Here is an 18532-nt window from a genome sequence, read left to right as displayed (position 1 = left end):
ATAGCCGCCCACTCACAACAATGGATTTCGTGAACGTCACGCGGTCATGAACGATCCAAAACTCGCTATAAGATTCCGAACGATGTATCCTCATCAGACGTGAAATAAATACCCTATTGGATAGTTCATATGGTGGTTCTCAGCCCCTATAAACTCCAATATCGCTGTTTTAAAAACACAGAAAATACAGGTATCGCTCCATGAAAATACATAAAATCAGTAATTCTCGGATACACGGTTTCTATGCTTTATTACCTCCCTCTGACTACGGAAGACTGGCGAAATGAAAGCGAAACATATCAGCTCCGAAGAGAAAGGTGGGCAGGGGACGACCGACGACGCTCAGGACCCGGCTGACGAAGCTGATAACCCCTCCGAGGAGCCACCGTTTTCGAAAGACGAAATCTTCCATCTCCTCCAGAACGAACGCCGGCGGATGGTTCTCCGGTATCTCCGGGGCACCAACGGGCCCGTACGCATGCGCGACGTCGCAGAACAGGTCGCCGCGTGGGAACACGATACTACCGTCGAAGGACTCACGTCTACCCAACGCCAGCGCGTCTACATTCCGCTGTACCAGTCCCATCTCTCGAAACTCGACAACGCGGGCCTGATCGAGTATCAGAAGAACCGCGGGATCGTCGAACGAAAGCCCCTCGCCGATCGCGTCGACACGTTCCTCGAGCTGGATCCGTCCGAGGACTCGCCCGACGAGACAGCCGCTGAGAGTCCCGACTGGCAGGATTCCTATATCTTCGCGACGGTCGTCTCCTACGCGATCCTCCTCGGTGCAGTGATGGAGATGCCGTTCACTTCGCTTCTCTCAGGAATCGGCTTGAGCGCACTCATCCTGTCGCTGTTTACCGTGCTTACGATCCGCCGGCTCGTCAACTGACGGCGGCTGCCGTCACACTGCCGAGGGAGAACAACCGGCGCAAGGTCTGCGGTTCGATCTGTGCGCTCGTCACAACCACACCGAACGCGAGTACGACGAGCAGTACACCGATGGAGATCGCGACGAGTACGGCCGGCGAAACCGAGCGAGTCCCGTCGACGGGCGTCGCCGAGCGCTCGACCAGTCCCTGTGTTTCGTCGAACTCGATGGCTCCCGATGCGTCCAGTGCCGGCAGCCGCTCCTCGTGGAGGCGCTCGTGGACGGCCGCCCACGTTTCGATCGGCGGGTCGGCTGGTTCGACCAACGCGTCGGTAATTTCGTCGACGGTGGCGGGCATGGCCATCTCGTCGAGGACGGTCACGAGAGCGGCGTTGGACTCCGGAAGGAACTCCCCCACCCGAGTATCGGTGTCGTCTCCCGCCAAGAAATCGCAGCCCGGGGCGTAGACCGCCGTCGACCCGGCATCAGGATCGGACTCCTCGGACCGCTCTTCAGCGGAATCCGCCGACGAAGAGCGCAACCAAGATGGCGTCAGACGCATATTCCAGGCTAACTCCCCGTGGTATATAAGGTTTCTCACGGTTTATTTCCCGTAAACTGAATAGGTGGCTGTTAGGCGCTGTTCACGGGAGTTCGCCGCGGCCGCACATATCGGATAATAGACCTGTCTCCGCTGTGGCTCTCTGGTTATGCGACCGCTGGATCCGGGGGTCGAAGCCAGGAGCGCAGTCGCATTGCTCCCTCCGGCCGGAACTCGAGCCACCCGCGGAGGTCGATGACCCTGAGCTTGTGACGGGTCGGGAGGCTGTGGACGTGCGGTAGGTCGCCCAGATGCCGCTGATCGAAGTCGTGTCGTTCGAAGAGTGCCTCCCGGTCCGGCCAGGGAGGTTCGAACGACGAAAGAAACGGGGTCTTCCGGCGGACGAAGCCTTCGATCTCGTTGAAAAGCGTCGTATCGTGTGGACGGTCCGGCGGTCTGTGTCGCAAGATGTCGTCGTCGATCCGTTCGCACGCCCGGAGGAACGTCTCCGTCGTTCGGCGTTCCGGCGGCGTCCGGAGATGCCAGTCGATCAGGTCCCGATCGGCCGCCAGAAACGACGTCAGGAAGTTATCTGAGAGGTGATTGTGAAACGGCATCGATGGCTGATTGGCGATTCCACAGCAGGTCAGTGCGTTCTGTATCCGGTCCGCACGCGACCGTCTCGAGTCGAACTCGTCGCGGATCGCCCCTCGGACGAACGCGTCCGGATCGACGGCGAACGAGGTCCGCTCGGCGAGATCGAGGCTGGTTTCGCGGCTGTACCCGAACTTCTCGAGCAAGGCATCGACGGGGTCCGGGTCGGACTCGAGGCGACCGGTCGGAACCCGCTTGCCGAGGACGTCGACGGTGTTCTCGGCGGTAAAGTGGCCCCGGAAGAACGTATCACAGAGGAGGCCGTGATACATCGTGTCGACATCGATCTCGTCGGTGTAGCCCGCGTGATGGATGTGCAACGACTCCTTGATCCCCTGTGAGTACCGGCGCTTCGACTCGTCGGGTCGGAGGTACCGCTCGTCCGGCGGGAAGGCGGTGTGGCTCGCGCCGTATTGTGCGGCGACCGCTCTCGCGCCGCGGACCTCCTGTGCGTCTAGCGATCCGACCGTGTAGCTGTGGGCTATCTCGGGGAGTTGCGAGAGGATGATCCGCGAGTCATAGCCCGCCGAGAGGAGGACGCCCTTTCGGCCGGGGAGGACCGATCGCCGACGGAGCGCCCGCTCGAGGCGATCGGCGAGTTCCCCGACCGCGTCGAAGTCCGCCGCCGGCTGGGGATCGTAGACGAACCGGTCGAGCGGGTCGATCGCCGTCGACGTGAGCCGGCTGTCGAGCGGAACCCGACGGAGTTCCGAGAGCGGCGTCTTCTCGCCCAGGGCCACCCCCAGATGCAGGAACTCGAGGACCCCGTCTCGGTCGAGCGTCGGCTCCGTGACGGTTCGACCGACCGAAGCGGCGTCGGTTCCGAAGATTCGAGGTCCCGGTTCGTCGGTGTAGAAGCACTCGCGGGAACGGACCGGGTCCGTGGCGATAACCGCCTCGTCGGTCGGCTCGGCGTCGATCACGGCCAGATACGAGCCGTTGAGATCACGGAGCGCATCGATACCGTCCGCCCGGTAGCGCTCGAGGAGCCAGCGAGCCGCGTTCGGGTCGTCCGTGGGGACGTACGATTCGCCCCAGACGAGACAACGGCCCTCATCGCCGGTGTACGTGGCGCTCCAGCCCGGAACGCCGAGGTCGGAATCCCTGATTCCGACCGTGAGCGTCGGCCCGGCGAGTACCTCGTCGAAGTCGTCGCTGGATCGAAACTGCTCGAACGTGTCGATACCGCCGAATACACCGAAGAGTTCCCTGTTCATCGTCGAAGACCACCTCGCAGACGGCGTCCGGATGCGGGGACGGGTCCGAACGGCCGTCCGCACGTCCGCCTCCGTAGCCTTCCTCCGGCCGAGCGTGCAATTACTATGCGACCGTTAAGCACCGGTTCGACGGGTCCGGGTCGATCCCGACGACGGTCGATCCGGCCTATCGGATCTATAATAATGGGATCGCTGTCGGTAGCATCGGCTCGCCAATGACACGGAAACGCGCCACGCGACGTCGGTTCCTCGCACTGTCCGGTGCAGTCGGTGCCGTCGGAATGGCCGGCTGTGCGGATCGTATCGAGTCGGCGGTCGATCGGGACGACACCGGTTCGTCGAACGGGACCGATGCGCCGGACGACTCGGCCACGCCGGGGCTTGCGGACGGCGTCCCAGCGCTCGAGACGGCGTTCGATAGCCGGGACCGGTTCCGGCAGCCGGGCGAATCGCTGGACGACTTCGGCGATCTCGACGCCTGGACAGTCGTTCAGGGCTCGGGAACGGCCGACACCGACGTCGTTTTCGACGGCGAACAGAGCTTCAGGCTCGAGTCAAACGGGAGCGAGAACGTCATCGCGGAACGGAGCCTCGACGGCGAGGACCTGACGGCGACGGATCTGTCCGTCGCGGTGCGAACGACGACGCCCGACAGTATCGCCGTCAGCCTGCGTCTCGTCGACCAGTTCGGGAGCGAGAAGGTCTACTCCCTCCGTCAGATCAGGTATCGTGCGCCCGATGTCGGCTGGTTCAGAACGAGCCCCGGCGTCTTCCAGCAAAGCGAGCCCGAGCCCTCGCTGGATCACCTCGATCGGCTCGAGGTGCAGGTGCTGCACTCGATGCCGGAGGCAGAAGTCTGGATCGACGACCTGCGCACCCACGAGACGCCCGATCAGGGCTACGTCATGTTGAGCTGGGACGACGGAACGCTCGACTACTACGAGACGGCCGCGCCGCTGCACGACGAGTACGGGTTCCCAGCGGTGCAGGCACCGGTGCCGCGGTGGGCCGAACAGGGTGTTGACGGGCACATGTCGATCTCGGAACTGCAGGAGCGACAGGAGGCAGGCGATCAGATCGTCGTCCACGGAACCCACGATCCGATTCACGAACTCGACGACGGGGAGACGATCGACGAACGGCTCAGGCGGGACAAACAGTGGTACATCGACAACGGCTTCGAGGGGGCGAACTACATCGTCCATCCGCACAACAGTTTCGACAAGACGAGCCTCGAGCGGACGACCGACTATCACTACTGTGGCGGGTTCAACCAGGCCGGCAACGTCAACACGACGAGCGTCTACGGCTTCGATCCGCTCGCCCTCCCGCGGACGATCGGGCACGACCTCGACATCTCGAAGCGGTGTGTCGATCTGGCTGCCAAACACAACCAGTGTACGATTCTGAACTTCCACACGTTCGAGGCCAACAACACGATGGCCGAGGACGACTACGAGTCGTTGCTCGAGTACATCGACAGTGCTGACATCGAGGTCATCACGTTCGACGACCTCTGGAAGCTGCGTGTGGCCGACCACTGATTCGGGCCCCACGAGGGCGTTTCGTCGAGCGGGAGTCGCGTACCGAATCGACCGACAGCGGGTAACGATGCGTCTCTGTTTCGAGGCAGGTACTGGACTGCAACGAGAAGCGGTTAGCAGTCCGTCGAGAGCGTGAGCCGATCGACGTCAGCCGCTCCGTCGTCGTCGACGACGCGCAACGCCACCGGGTGGTCGCCGGTCGCGCTGATCGTCACGTCGATCGTCTCCCCGGTCTCGTCGAACGAGCCGGTATCACCGAGACGCCACTCGTAGCGGACGAGTTCTCCGTCCGGGTCGGACGACTGTGACGCGTCGAGCGTGACCGTCTGCCCGGGCTCGAGCGTCGTGTCGGAACCCAATTCCGGGGCGGTCGTGATCCGTGCAGTGGGTGACTCCCCGGTCTGGCCCTCGTCGTCGGTGCCGTCGTCGACCGGTTCCGAGGGCTCCGTGCCGTCCCGGTTCTCGGGAGGACTGCCGTCGCCGGCGTCCTCGAGCAACAGCTCGCCCGCGAGGAGTCGGTCGACGATCGCCGTGTGCCACCGGACGCGGGTTTCCAGTTCGACGCCCGTCGAGAGCGTCTCCGCGAGGAACGCATCGGCCCCCAGATCGCGGGCGGCTTTGTGGACGAGCAAGCCGGTCGGATCGCTCTCGGGGCTGGAGAACGGCCCGGGCCGGAACTCGAGTTCGGGGTCGTCGACGAAATTCCGGGTCACGGCGTCGGCGACGGCGGCAGCGGTGTCGGCGGCCGCATCGCTCTCGCCGTGAAAGATCGCCTGGCCGACGCCATCCATGGGATCGCCCGCGTAGATGCCCGTCGACTCGTGGAGATCGACGACGACGTCCGGGTCGTATTCGGTGATGACGTCCCAGATGGCCCCTGCGAGTTCCGTTCCCGGGGGTTCGCCCTCCGGGAACTGTCGATTGAGGTTGTTTCCGTCGTCATCGGTTCTCGTCCCGCGTTCGATGGCGACGGCGTTGGCCGCCGGGATCACGACGAGCGTGCCGGCGTCGATCGGCCAGTCGGCAATCCGGCCAGCGGCCGTATAGCCCGCGACTTCGTTCCCGTGGATCCCGCCGACGACGACCGCCGTCGGTCCCTCGGCGTCCGCGGTCGTCACGTACACCGTCGTCTCTTCGGGCGTCCCCTCGCGAACGACGAACGACGCTCGAGAAACGGTCCCCGCGTCCGATCGGGCGGTATCGCCGACGACGCTGGCGGCGCTTGCACTCGCGAGTACACAACTGGCTGTGACGGCCAATACGGATCGTCGTGAGTGGATATCACGTCTCATCCGGTCGACCCGTCGGTTCCGAACGGGTTTACTACAGGTGCGATAACCGATGGAAACAGTACCGTTTCAGTTCTGCAACCGTCCCGTCGTGCGTCGATTCGCGCTGTTCGGTGCCGATTCGAGACGATCGGTGGGGACCGCTCACTCGGAACGCGTGTGCCGTCCGAGCGTGATTACGACCAGCAGGGCGACGAGCGCCGCGACGATCGGTCGCGATCGCCGTCGAAGCCCGGCCCCGGCGACCCAGCAGACGCCGGGATACGTCCGCGGCGACGCCCCAGCCTTGCGGAAGTGCCAGAGGGCCCGCAGGAACCGCCCCTCCGCGAAGTACCGCTTCGCGATGATGAGTTCGTGCCTCGAGCGGATCTCGTAGCCCTCAGCCTCGAAACGCTCGACCTCGGATTCGTAGGCCGACAGGTACTGTCGGCTCGCAGTTCTCGTCACGTCCGCGGGCGGATGGCCGGTCTCGTTGCGGCGAACGAGTGCCGCGTCGACGTACGCGAGGTTCCCGCACTCGAGGACGCGCAGACAGAACTCCGGGTCCTGGAACCGGTCGAGGTCCTCGTCGAAGCCGCCGACCTCTCTGGCGACCTCGGTGCGAACGAGTAGCGTCGACCCCGCGCCCGGCTGGACGTTGTCCGCGAGGATCTCGCCGATCAGTTCTTCGCCACCTTCTTTCGTCGGTTCGTCGTCCGAGCGAGCGAGTACGGACGCGGCGACCGACCGGAGCCGTCCGCTCGCGCCGGACAGATCGTACGCCGTCCCGCAGTAGGCGCCGACCCAGTCGCTCGAGCGATCCTCGAGGGCCGCGAGCTGGCGCTCGAGTTTCGCGGGCTGCCACTCGTCGTCCGAGTCGAGGAAGGCGACGTACTCGCCGCGAGCGTGGTCGAGTCCCGTGTTCCGGGCGACGTTCGCGCCTCGGTTGGTCGCGTGGATTACGGGCCGCACCCGCGGGTCCTCGTACTCGGCCAGCACCGACTCGGTGTCGTCGGTCGAACCGTCGTCGACGACGACCACCTCGAGGTCGTCGATCGTCTGTGCGAGCGCGCTGTCGATCGCGCGCGGAAGCGTCGCCGCTCTGTTGTACGTCGGGATGATGACGCTGACGCGAGTCATTTCCCGGCAGTTCCGGCGCGTCTCGGATTATTATCGCGTCGATAAACGCCACCACCGGACGGCTGCGGCCGCGTCGACTCGCCCCCTCGGCGACCGGCCGGCTCGAGATCGACGGCGTTCGATCGTGATGCCCGCACTAATAGCCGTATAAGCAAGGGCGAACGGTTCGTCGACGCGGTCGATGACGAACAGAAACCGCCGATCGTTCGTAACGACGGTTGCAGCGGCCGGAACGCTCGGCCTCGCCGGCTGTCTCTCGCAGATGCGGGAGTGGCGTGGCGCGGACGGCGAGCCGGCGACATCCCAGTCGAGCGACGGGAACGACGGCGACGAGGCCGGCGACCGACTGTCCCTTCCGGGGGACCCGATCGACCGCTTCGAGGATCTCGGCCGATGGACGCCGATGATCGACGCCGGGCAACTCGAGGCCGGGACGGCCGACCCGTACGTCGGCTCGCAGTCGGCCCACCTCACGGCCGCCGAGGATACCGAGTATGCAGCCGTCTACAGGACGATTCCGGACGGACTGGATCTGAGCGACAAGAGCCTCTCGCTTGCCGTCAGCTTCACCGGCCGCGAACAGCTGCACCTCACGCTCGAGTTGTTCGCACCGAACTCGCGCAACGTCCACGCCATGCAGCGTACGCTCGTCGGGCCGACCGATCGGTGGGTCCGGGTCGACTTCGGGACCGATCGAGTCGAGGGCCAGCCCGATCTGACCGACGTCCGGGAGGTACGGCTGATCGCCCGCCGTCGTGCCGACTCAACCGGCCCGATCGACTGTCGGGTCGACGACCTTCGTGCGGTCGACCGTCCCGAAACCGGCGCGGTCATGCTCCTGTTCGACGGCACGCTCGAAAGCCACTACACGGCCGCGTTCGAGCAGCTGCAGGCGTACGGCTTCGCGGGCGTCGAAGCAGTCATCCCGGAGGCCGTCGGCGAAACGGGACGGCTCACGAACGCTGCACTCTCCGAACTCGATGCCGCGGGCTGGGATATGGCGGCCCGGCCGCGAACCGGCGCGCGGTCCCTCGACGAGTTCCCGCCGGAAACACAGGACGAGCTGATTCGGGGGACGAAAGCGGCCCTCGAGAGCCGCGGCTTCGCGGACGGTGCGAAGCACTTCGTCACGCCGCGAAACGTCCTGGGCTCGACCGCCCGCGATCTCGTCCGGGAGTACCACGAGCAGGCGTTCCGGTTCGGTGGCGGTCCGAACGGGTTGCCGCTTACCGACCCACACAACGCGGGTTTCTTCGCCGGCGATGCCGGCGACGTGACGAAATCCTACGTCGACTTCGCCGCCGAGTACGGACAGCTCGCGGTCTTGCACTTCGAACACATCGGCGAGAACGGGATGAGCGAGCGCGCGTTCGCGGACCTGCTCGAGTACGTCGACACGCAAGACGTCGACGTCGTCACCGCGACCGACCTGCTGGAGAGGACGAGCGGAGGCGATCGCTGATGTACCGGAACGCGAGCGTCGGCGTCGTGTTGCCCGCCTACAACGAGGAGGGGTTCGTCGGTGACGTGATCCGCGAGATGCCCGCGTACGTCGATCGGATCTACGCGATCGACGATCGGTCGACGGACGGCACCTGGGACGAGATCCGCGAGGCTGCCCGGGCGGACGCGACCGCGGCCGAGCGCGGCGACGGCGAGACCGTCGATCGGCTCGTGGCCGACGGCGGTGCGTCCGCGCTCACGAACCGGGCGGCGGTCCACGACGCCATCGGCCGCGTCGTCCCGATCAAGCACACGGAAAACCGCGGTGCCGGCGGGGCGATCAAGACCGGCTATCTCGCCGCGCTCGCGGACGGCGTGGACGCGACGGTCACCGTCGACGCGGACGGGCAGATGGACCTCTCACAGATGCAGCGGCTCCTCGATCCGATCGTCGACGGTGGGGCCGACTACGCGAAGGGCAACCGGCTCCTGTCCCGGGAGTACCGGGACGCGATGCCACGATTTCGGTTCGTGGGCAACGCGGTTCTGACCTTCCTGACGAAGATCGCCTCCGGCTACTGGAAAACGATGGACCCCCAGAACGGATATACGGCGATCTCCCACGACGCCCTCGCGGCGATCGAGGTCGAGAACCTCTACGAGTACTACGGCTACTGCAACGATCTGCTGGTGAAGCTAAACGTCCACGGGATGCGCGTCGCCGACGTGGCGATGCCGGCCGTCTACGGCGACGAGGAGTCGAGTATTACATATTGGCGGTACATTCCCAAGGTCTCGTCGATGTTGCTTCGCAACTTCCTGTGGCGGCTGAAAACGAAGTACCTCGTATTGGACTTCCACCCGCTCGCACTGTTTTACCTCTTCGGAGCGGCGACGGCGACGACCGGCGTCCTCGGCGTCGGCATGGTCGTCTCTGCCGCGCTCTCGAGTCCCGGCACACCGGCCGTCGGGAGCGTGACGAGCCTGCTGTTGTTCGTCGCCGGAACGGCGTTTCTCCTGCTGGCGATGGTGTTCGACATGGCCGAAAGCGACAGCCTCGAGATCCAGATCCAGTAACACCGGACACGCGCAGGATCGGGTACGTACGCAGCTGTCCGGACGTCTCGACGGCTCCGGTATCACGACAGTGATCGATTGGAAGGGGTAACCGGGCTCGAGAGTCCGTGGTACGTACCGACTCGGTCAGGGCGCGACGCTCTCGATCCCGGAGCCGAGTAGCCCCAGTGTGAGCCCCGAGACGAGCAGGGATAATCCGACGACGAACAGCAGACTGTGTAACCTGTTTTGCTCCCGTTGTTTCGTCCCGCCGGCCGCGAGCCAACCGCGTATTGCGTCCGCCTTCGCGCCGAGCGGGTCGGGGAACGTCGACAGCACCTCGAAGGGCTCGGCCGGATCGAGTGCGCCGACGAGCAGTGCGAACACGACGAAGATCACGAAGCCGGCGGGCGGAACGACCGCGAGTGCGAGCCACGGGTTCCCGATGACCGTCGAGAGGGTGACGATCGGGACGGCTGCGAGGACGGTCGCCAGTATCGAACGCCCGAGCCGGGCGTCCGAGAGGGGATCGAAGCCGACCAGTCGAGCGCTCCAACAGTGGAACAGAAACATCGATCCGTATCCGACGCTGGTCGCGACAGCGGCACCGTGCATTCCGAAGCGGGGGATCAGAGCGACGTTGAGGACGACGTTGATCACGGCCGCAACGCCGGTGGCCGCGACCGGATATCGGAGCATACCCTTCCCCTGTGAGATCGCCAGGATCGGGCGTGCAAGGGCAAAGCCGAGCGATCCGGGAAGTAACAGCAACAGGGGCGTGATCGCCGGCGTGGCATCCGCGCCGAAGTAGATCGGCACGGCGATATCGGCTAACGCCGCGAGACCGACCGCCATGACGGCCGTCAGCAAGAACGTGTACCGCGTCGTCCGGGACGCGAGATCCGAAATCTCCCGGAGCCGGTTTTGGGACCATAGTTCCGATGTCGAGTGGACGAACACCGTCTGAAGGGCCATCGGGATAAACCAGAGGAACTCGGCGAGCGTGAGCGCCGCCTTGTAGTTTCCGACCGCGGAACTCTCCGTGAACCGCTGGAGCATCACGATGTCGATGTGATAGAGCGACATCAACAGGAAGACCAGGGCGATGCTCATCGAGTTGAACGTGAGCATCTGTCTCCGGGGAAACCGCTCCGTCGGGCGACTGAAGAGACACGACAACGAGACCCGCCGATGGACGAGGGCTAACCCGATGGCAGCAACGAGCGTACTCGCGACCAACTGCCCTGCAAGCGCGCCGAACACCCCGGCACCGAGGTAAACCAGCGGCACTGCAACGACGACGAATCCGACCTTGTCGACGATCTTCAGCGGTTCCGAGTACCGCTCGAGGCCGAAGCCCATGAGCGTCTTCCGGGCGTAATCGCGGAACTGCGCCGTCACGACGAGTGCAGCGAGGACGTAGAAATAGCTCGTCAGTTCGGGTCCGAACGCCCGACTGACGAGTCCGACCCGCGTCGCAACCACTAGCAGGAGGGCCCCGAGGACCGAGAGCGAGATCGCCAGCCGCAGGTAGAAGCCGACGACGTGTTCGCTCCAGTTGGCCGCGGCGCGGTCCTCCGCGAGGAATTTCCGGACGCCGTCGGTGACGCCGGAGCTGACGAAGATCATGTAGATCGCGAAGACCGACAGCAAAAACGCGTACTCGCCGAAGGCCGCTGCACCGAGCAGCCGGTACAAAAGCGGCGTCGAGAGCGCAGTGACGACGAGAACGACTACTTTGGCACTGACGACCGAAACGACGCCGCTCGCGATACTCCTGTTCACGGTCTCCCCCCGGGACGGTCGACCGCCCCTCTCGCCAACGATCGGCCTCGGTCCGACGGAGTCACTGTAGCGAGACGGTGGCGACAGCGTGGCGTTATTATACGGGCGTTAAACGGGGCCAAGCGGCGGCATGGAACCGGAATCGCCGACCGGTAGCTGCCACCTCGCCGCGGCCCCGAACCCGGGCGCTCGTTACTGGTACGTGTTCTCCCAGGTCGTGACGCCGCTTGCACCGAGGTCGCGAATCCCGTCGACCAGCCGGTTCTTCTTGAACGTCGGATTCGTCGACGAGGAGTAGAGACAGACCGCCTCGTGACCGCCCGACGACTCGAGCGTCGAGTCGCGAACGAGTGCGTCGGAACCGAGATCGACGAACGGATACTGACTGGCGCGGAGATCGCTCTGATAGACCGTCAGGTCCGCCCCCGTGTTGACGATGGCGTTTCGGTCCACCCCGTCGCGCCCATGCTGGGCGACATCGACGTGGCTGAACCGACAGTTGTCGCGTTCACAGCGGATCCCGTCGCGGAAGCCGCTGGCGTCGCCCGCCTGCCCCGTGATCGTGAGGTATTCGGCGAGTACCTGCTCGGTCCTATCGCTGTCCCGAATCCAGAGCGGATAGCCGCCCGCGGTTTCGTGGGTGATCTCCGTCTCGACGATCGTCGCCTCCCCGCATTCGGGGGAGACGACGATGCCGTGGTTCACGTCAGACCCTTCGAGGTGCAGGCGAGTGTTGTCGATCCGTGCGCTCTCGCAGGTGTTCATCACCGAGATCGCGTGACTGGTCGGTTTGGGCGAGGTGATTTCCACGGCGGCACCGTGGATCTCGATGTTCCGTCCGCTTTCGATCCGGATGCCCCGCTGGGACACGTCTTCCGGACGCGTCGAATCGACTTCGACGGTCGGCCATCGGATCTCGCTGTCTCGGCCGCCGACGCGGACGTTCGCACCGTTGCTGTTCCGGAACCAACCGCCGTTGACGATGATCGTCCCGTCACCGCCCGCGGCGTAGAGTCCGTTGTTCGGAAACCCGCCGAGCCAGCAGTGTCTGAACTCGAGCGTGCCCGCGTTCTGGTTCGCTTCGATCCCGATCGGGCCGCGCCAGCGGTTGCCCGCGTTCGGGGTGTTTTCCACCCACGCGCCGCCGTCCGGCGCTCGGAACCGCTCGACGATCCCCCGACCGTCGGGGTCGGTGACGTTGAACAGCCCCGGCCCCCACGTCCCGCTGTCGTGGAAGCCCCGAACCGTCACGTCACGCACCTCGAGGCGGTCTGACGCGTAGGCCTCGATCGTTCGGATCCCCGTCTCGGGAGCCGACTGATCGACGTCGAACCCCTCGAAGCGGAGGTGACCCCCGGGACTGTACGAGACGCCGAGGCGGAACAACCGATACTGGGGGCCGTCGAAGTCGTGGTAGTTCGCCGGAATCAGCGTCGCGTTCTCGCCGACGACGCCGAAGTTCTCGAACCCCGTGAACCTGAACTGTTCATCCATGAAGTACTCCCCCTCCGGGAACACGAGTAGCGTGTCGTCACCCCGAAGCTCCTCGAGAACGGGCGTGATCGACTCGGTGCCCGTCGCGTCCGCCCCGGCCTCGGTCACGTCGACGACGGTCGCGTAGTCGTCGTAATACTGGCTGTACGGATCCGTCGATGCACTGACAGTCGACGTGAGTCCGACTCCGGCGACACACGCCGCGACCGCCCCTCCCAGGAACCGGCGACGCGAGCGTGTCCGTGAACTTACCTCCTCGAGGGATCGCCGACCGTCCTCCCTGGCGGCCGACCGAGAACGACGAGAACTGGTACGATTCGAGCGCTGCAGATCATTTCCATCCGACATTGAGAGTCACTCTTTCCTGAGTGATGATGGGGTCCAGTATCTATGGATTCGGATGGCAAGCTTTTAAGTTCGAGAGCCGATCACCCCGAACTGATCGCGAGAACTATTAGTTAACCGACAGTAACTGGATACCCGTATATTCGTGTCTTCGATTCGGGGCTTCGGAAATCCGACTGCCGATAAGGGCCGCTATTGGGCCTCTTTGAGGCGTATTCCGGTCGACCATAGTGGACCCAATATCGTCTCCGATGTAAACTAGTGTCATTTTCTAACCAATTGTTCAACCGCAATCGTTCTCGAACGCTTCGGGCGGGCGGCCGTTTTCGATCGTGGCACCGATCAGCGTCGAAATCGCTCGCCGAAGCCGCTGGGAGACCGCCGAATCCGAAACCCCGAGCCGTTCGGCGAGGTCGTCCTGTGTGACCCCGCGTGGCACCTCGAAATAGTCGTCGTAGTAGGCCATCATGAGGATCTCGTACTGTCGGTCGGTCAGGAAGTAGGTCCGGTCGTCCGAGACCGACGAATCGTACAGTTGGTTCACGCGAAACGAGATCCCACGGTCGCGACAGTGGGCGCGGAACGCGGACAGCGCGTCCCGGTCGGGAAGGGAAACCCGCGTGACCCAGCCGCCCTCGTCGCTCGCGATCGTGAAGACGAACAGCCCGGCCGCAGCACAGCGATCGGGCACGATCTCGAGGTCGGTATCGACGGCGACGCGATAGATCGCCCGATTGTCGAACGCGGCGACACGCGTCGGATTCGAGACGGTCGGATCGGCGGCCATCGCTTCCTCGAGGGGGGCATGTTCATCGCTGAACGCGGAGACGAACTGCAGTCGTCGCTCGTCGACCGTCGTCTCGTACTCGTATCGGATCGGCACGCCGGAACAGCGCTCGATCGTCGGTACCAGCGGCAGATCGTCGTGGACGAGATGGACTTCTGCGATAACTCCCATTGCGATCCAGATATCGTATTCGGTCGTCGGGGCCGCCTACCTATACTTATACCACGCATAAGCGGCTTGCAACGGCCCGAACCGTCAGCGACTCAGTTCATGTAGCCGAGGTCGGCCAACCGATCGGTTACCGCCTCGTCCGTCGCCGGCCGGGACTCGTCGTCCCGATCCGCGTACGCCGGATAGGTGGCCGACCCCACGGAGTCGACGACGGGAACGACGCTGCCGTCCATGCGGTCGCTGTAGGGGACCCCCATCGCGGCCATGATCGTCGGCGCGACGTCGAAGAGGTGGGCCCGCTCGAGCGAGGGACTCTCGGCGATCCCCTCGCCCGCCGCGACGAAGATCCCGTCGAGCTTGTGATTCCAGGGCTCGGCGGGACCGAAGTAGTCGCCGTCGGCCAACTGCTCGGAGAGCATGTGTTCGAAGTCGGCGGGGATCGTGACGATGTCGACCGTTTCCTCGATCTCGTCGCCGTGGAAGTACTGCTCGCGGGGCGCGACCGTCTCGAAGAACGGCTCCCCGTCCGGGGTTTCGATGGCCTGTAGCGCCCGGATGAGTTCCTCGCGCAGTTCCTCGTACTCCGACTGCGGAACGACGCCGTTCGGATCCCGCCCCTCGAGGTTGATGCGGACCCCGAGTTCGGTCCGCGCACGGACGTAAGCTGCCGATTCGGCGAAGTCGACCTGTTCGTTGGCCGTTCTGGAGACGCCGCCCGGAGCGTACTCGATGGCGACGTCGGCCAGCCCGACCCGCTCGAGCGCCGCTCTGATGCGGCGGGCGGTGATCCCGAACCGGGCGGCGATCGAGGCCGCGCGTGCGACCGTGCCCGGCTCCCAGGTGTCGACCGTCTCGCCCTCGCGGAGTCGCCGCCGCATCGGCGTCCACGACGGCATTCCCTTGCCGCCGGTGGTCGTCTCGAGGTAACCCATATCGCGCAGATACTCGTTGACCCGGAACTCGTAGCCCTCGTACTGGCCCATCCCGTGGTCGCTCACGAGGAAGACGCGGTCCGGGTCGCAGGCCTCGAGGATCGCCCCGATCTGCTCGTCGGTCGTCTCGTAGACGCGATCGACGTGTCGTTGCTCCCCGCTGAACTCGTGAAAGACCGTGTCGGTCTTCTGGAACTGGACGAAGCCGAAGTCCGGGTCGTACTCGTCGACGAGGTAGCGAAACGCCCGACCGCGCATCCGAACGAGGGATCGGTACTCCTCGATCTTTGCGTCGTCGGACAGCGAGTCGTCGTCGCGCGTGTAGCTCGGGTACACGCGATAGTCGCCGATCGCGTCGCGGACGTCGTCTAAGAGTCCGGTGGGGTGACACGGCGGGTCCTCGGGGCCGAGGAATCCGGGGATCATCGCCCCGTCGAACTCGTCGGGCGGGTGGGTGACCGGCGCGTTGACGACGACGCTCGAGCGGCCGTGGCGATCCAACAGCGTCCACAGGGGATGCTCGCGGACGTCGTCGTTGCTCGTCACGTGCCAGTCGTAGCCGTCGTAGCTGACGAAGCCGACGACGCCGTGTTTCCCGGGGTTGACACCCGTATAGATCGACGGCCAGGCGCTCGGCGTCCACGGGGGGATCTGCGACTCGAGGGGCGCAGTCACCCCCTCGGTGCAGAGCCGTTCGATGGTCGGTATCCGATCGGCCTCGAACAATCGCTCGAAAACCGGAAGACACCCAGCATCGATACCGATGAGCAGCGTTTCCAGCCCGGTCGATTCGGCCTCGGTACTCCCTGCTGTCGCGTCGTCGCGGCGAAACGTCCGAGTCATCGGCTCAATTATCCCTCATTGTCACGTTCGTGTTCGCTCGACTGCTGCGGACATCCCACCGCAGCATCGTTGTTCGTTCCACCACGTCTCTATCCGGCAACGTCGCAGACGGATCACTTCATTATCACTCCGTTAAACACGCTCTCGGCCTCGAGAACGGCCGATCGACGCACTCGCGACCAGCACGAGATCGCCGCTCACGGTCGGAGTCCCGACACGGTCGTGATCGCGCTCTCGAGGAGTCCGATACCGTCCGCTTCCAGTTGTTCGGCTCGAAACTCGTCCCGTGCCTCGGCCGTGAGCCGGATGATCGGTTCGGTTCCGCTCGCCCGAAGAAGCAACCAGCCGTCGTCGACACCGACGTAGACGCCATCGAGCAGATCGACGTCGTCGTACCGATCTCGGGCGTCCTCGCGAACCCGGTCCATCACGGCCCGTTTCTCGTCGACCCTGACGGACGTACGACGGATTGGATACGTCTCGACGCCGTCGACGAGCGACGAGAGCGGTCCCCGCGCGGCGACGAGTTCGACGAGTTTGCACGCCGCGAGCGGCCCGTCCGGACACGGCGTTTCGGCCGGCCAGATCCACGCGCCGCTGGGTTCGCCGCCGAAGACGATCCCCGGTTGCACAGCGCGTTCCGCCACTGCACCGTCACCGACCCGCGTTCGGGTCACCGAGGCACCGGTCCTCGAGAGCGCGTCGTCGACGGCCCTGCTCGTCCCCACCGGCACGGCGACCGTGTCGCCCGCGGTTGCAGCCTCGCGTGCGAACAGGGCGAGGAGGACGTCTTTCGGGACGAACGTCCCGGTCTCGTCGACGGCCACCATCCGGTCGGCATCGCCGTCGTGTGCGATGCCGAGGCTCGCGGCCGTCGTCGCCACGACCGACGACAGGTCGCCGAGCGTCTCCCGCGTCAGCTCGCTCGGCCTGCCCGGAAAGCGCCCGTCCCGTTGCCCGTTCAGCGTCACGACGTCACAGCCGAGATCCGCGAGTACGCGGGCGGTGATCCCCCCGGTCCCGTTTCCGATATCGACGACGACGCTCGGTGGATCGTCGATCGACACGGACTCGGCCACCGCCGTCGCATGTCGCTCGAGCGCGCCCTCGAGCGATTCGAGCGACCCGTGTCCGTCCCAGGGGCGGAGGTCGTACTCGTCGGTTTCGACGCGCGTCGCGATCGCCTTGCGTTGCTCGAGATCGAAGGCGGTCCCGGAGGCAGCCCGAAGTTTGATCCCGTTGTCCGACGCAGGATTGTGCGAGGCCGTGACGACGACACCCGCGTCCGCGCCGGTCCGCTGGACCGCTCGGGCGACCGTTGGCGTCGGCACGATGCCGGCCTCGAGAACGTCCCCGCCACACTCCCGTACCCCGGCGATCAGCGCATCGGTTAGGACCGCGCCACTCTCCCGGGCGTCTCGTCCGACGACGACGCGATCGTAGCCCTCGGAGGCCACGGCACGACCGACCGAGAGCGCGAGTGCAGCCGTCATCTCTTCACCGACCGGTCCACGGATTCCGCTCGTTCCGAACATATCCTCTCTCCTCGAGGACGCGAGGATTACTATGGAGTTGTTAGCGCCGGCCGCTCGGCCATTGCGGATCGAAGTCCGTGACCGGAACGGTCTCCCGAATGTGCTGTCCGTCCGGTCGGCGGTATTCGATCGGGTTTCGTTCAGTACGGTTGCCCTGACCGGCCAGTCCTACTCGAGAGCGCGCAGGTCGGCGGCGGTCTCCATCTGGAGCGACACCTCGCTCTGTTACACGACAGTAGAACACGCCACCACCGTTCACGAACGGCGCTCACGACGATTGATCACGGGGCATAAGAACAATACCGTTCGCGTCGTTTGACACCTAGTCATGGATCAGAAAGACGACTCGGAGCTAACACCGGAAGACCTTGCCCACAAGCATCTCCCCGAGCAAACGATGTACAAGGTTCAGACGCCGGCGGCGCACGGCGCGGATTCCGAGGCCGTACGGCATTCGCCACTGATCATCAGAACGAACGAGTTCCGACTCCTCTACTTCGAACTCGAGCCATCCGGACGGATCGACTGGCACACGCACGTTCCCGGACTCGATGAAGTGAACCTGTGTCTCGAGGGGCGAGCCAAGTACACACTCGAACGCGAAGACGGGAGCCATCAAGTCATAGAAATCGGCCCGATGGAGTTCGTCTACGTCCCCGGAGGCGCCCGGCACAAGATCGAAGTGATCGGCGAGCAGGCCCACAGGTCGCTGTCGGCTGCCAAATTCGATACCGCCGCCAGACTGGAGGCCCTCGAGGACGAGTCGGGAACGGAGAACACGGATGCTGACGATCCTGAGTGGCAGGACGCGCTCTTCGTCGATCGAAAACGTGACGAGGTGGTCGCCAAAGACGAGACGCTCGTCTCGAAGTGACATCCTCCGCGCCGTGAACGGCGCGGCTT

14 protein-coding genes are annotated in these 18532 nt (G+C 64.8%); 5 read left to right on the top strand and 9 right to left on the bottom strand.

Going from position 1 to position 18532, the window contains the following annotated elements; translation table 11 throughout:
- Window positions 1–283 precede the first annotated feature (283 nt).
- Window positions 284–895, top strand: a complete 612-nt coding sequence (locus tag ACSBP4_RS11155; RefSeq protein ID WP_006650300.1) for a DUF7344 domain-containing protein — start codon at window positions 284–286, stop codon at window positions 893–895.
- Here ACSBP4_RS11155 and ACSBP4_RS11150 read toward each other — a convergent pair.
- Complete coding sequence (locus tag ACSBP4_RS11150; RefSeq protein WP_435552242.1) at window positions 888–1436, bottom strand: hypothetical protein; 549 nt, start codon at window positions 1434–1436, stop codon at window positions 888–890. The genes ACSBP4_RS11155 and ACSBP4_RS11150 overlap by 8 nt on opposite strands.
- A gap of 146 nt (window positions 1437–1582) precedes the next feature.
- Entirely contained in the window at window positions 1583–3286 is a 1704-nt protein-coding gene (locus ACSBP4_RS11145; protein ID WP_435552241.1) for an asparagine synthase-related protein, read from the bottom strand.
- 215 nt (window positions 3287–3501) lie between these two features.
- Here ACSBP4_RS11145 and ACSBP4_RS11140 point away from each other — a divergent pair, with 215 nt between their 5' ends.
- Window positions 3502–4830, top strand: a complete 1329-nt coding sequence (locus ACSBP4_RS11140) for a polysaccharide deacetylase family protein (protein WP_435552240.1) — start codon at window positions 3502–3504, stop codon at window positions 4828–4830.
- 113 nt (window positions 4831–4943) lie between these two features.
- Here the strand turns inward: ACSBP4_RS11140 and ACSBP4_RS11135 are convergent, their stop codons facing one another.
- Together ACSBP4_RS11135 and ACSBP4_RS11130 are read right to left on the bottom strand one after the other, a co-directional pair.
- Window positions 4944–6122, bottom strand: coding sequence for a PKD domain-containing protein (locus ACSBP4_RS11135; protein ID WP_435552239.1), 1179 nt, complete (start codon window positions 6120–6122; stop codon window positions 4944–4946).
- A gap of 141 nt (window positions 6123–6263) precedes the next feature.
- On the bottom strand, window positions 6264–7238 hold the full coding sequence (locus ACSBP4_RS11130; RefSeq protein WP_435552238.1) for a glycosyltransferase family 2 protein: 975 nt from the start codon (window positions 7236–7238) through the stop codon (window positions 6264–6266).
- A gap of 181 nt (window positions 7239–7419) precedes the next feature.
- Between ACSBP4_RS11130 and ACSBP4_RS11125 the strand changes: the two genes are divergently transcribed.
- Complete coding sequence (locus ACSBP4_RS11125) at window positions 7420–8700, top strand: polysaccharide deacetylase family protein (protein WP_435552237.1); 1281 nt, start codon at window positions 7420–7422, stop codon at window positions 8698–8700.
- Window positions 8700–9758, top strand: coding sequence for a glycosyltransferase family 2 protein (locus tag ACSBP4_RS11120; RefSeq protein WP_435552235.1), 1059 nt, complete (start codon window positions 8700–8702; stop codon window positions 9756–9758). Before ACSBP4_RS11125 ends, ACSBP4_RS11120 begins: the two co-directional genes overlap by 1 nt.
- Window positions 9759–9884: 126 nt before the next feature.
- Here the strand turns inward: ACSBP4_RS11120 and ACSBP4_RS11115 are convergent, their stop codons facing one another.
- The 5 genes from ACSBP4_RS11115 to glmM form a co-directional block, all read right to left on the bottom strand.
- Entirely contained in the window at window positions 9885–11522 is a 1638-nt protein-coding gene (locus ACSBP4_RS11115) for a flippase (RefSeq protein ID WP_435552234.1), read from the bottom strand.
- Window positions 11523–11714: 192 nt separating this feature from the next.
- Complete coding sequence (locus tag ACSBP4_RS11110) at window positions 11715–13364, bottom strand: right-handed parallel beta-helix repeat-containing protein (RefSeq protein ID WP_435552233.1); 1650 nt, start codon at window positions 13362–13364, stop codon at window positions 11715–11717.
- Between the two features lie 280 nt (window positions 13365–13644).
- The gene (locus ACSBP4_RS11105; RefSeq protein ID WP_006181242.1) at window positions 13645–14319 is read right to left on the bottom strand and encodes a helix-turn-helix domain-containing protein; all 675 of its coding nucleotides are present in this window, start codon (window positions 14317–14319) and stop codon (window positions 13645–13647) included.
- 92 nt (window positions 14320–14411) lie between these two features.
- Window positions 14412–16094: an alkaline phosphatase family protein gene (locus ACSBP4_RS11100; protein ID WP_435552232.1), complete on the bottom strand. Its 1683-nt coding sequence runs from the start codon at window positions 16092–16094 to the stop codon at window positions 14412–14414.
- 197 nt (window positions 16095–16291) lie between these two features.
- Window positions 16292–17629, bottom strand: a complete 1338-nt coding sequence (glmM, locus tag ACSBP4_RS11095; RefSeq protein WP_435552231.1) for a phosphoglucosamine mutase — start codon at window positions 17627–17629, stop codon at window positions 16292–16294.
- A 328-nt stretch (window positions 17630–17957) separates the two neighbouring features.
- Here glmM and ACSBP4_RS11090 point away from each other — a divergent pair, with 328 nt between their 5' ends.
- Window positions 17958–18503 carry a cupin domain-containing protein gene (locus tag ACSBP4_RS11090; protein ID WP_049964822.1) on the top strand — a complete coding sequence of 182 codons (546 nt, stop codon included), beginning with the start codon at window positions 17958–17960 and terminating at the stop codon, window positions 18501–18503.
- The last annotated feature ends 29 nt before the right edge of the window (window positions 18504–18532 follow it).

The sequence above is a fragment of the Natrinema sp. CGMCC1.2065 genome (assembly GCF_051225675.1).
Lineage (GTDB): Archaea > Halobacteriota > Halobacteria > Halobacteriales > Natrialbaceae > Natrinema > Natrinema thermotolerans.
This window is presented reverse-complemented; position numbering and strand designations above follow the sequence as displayed.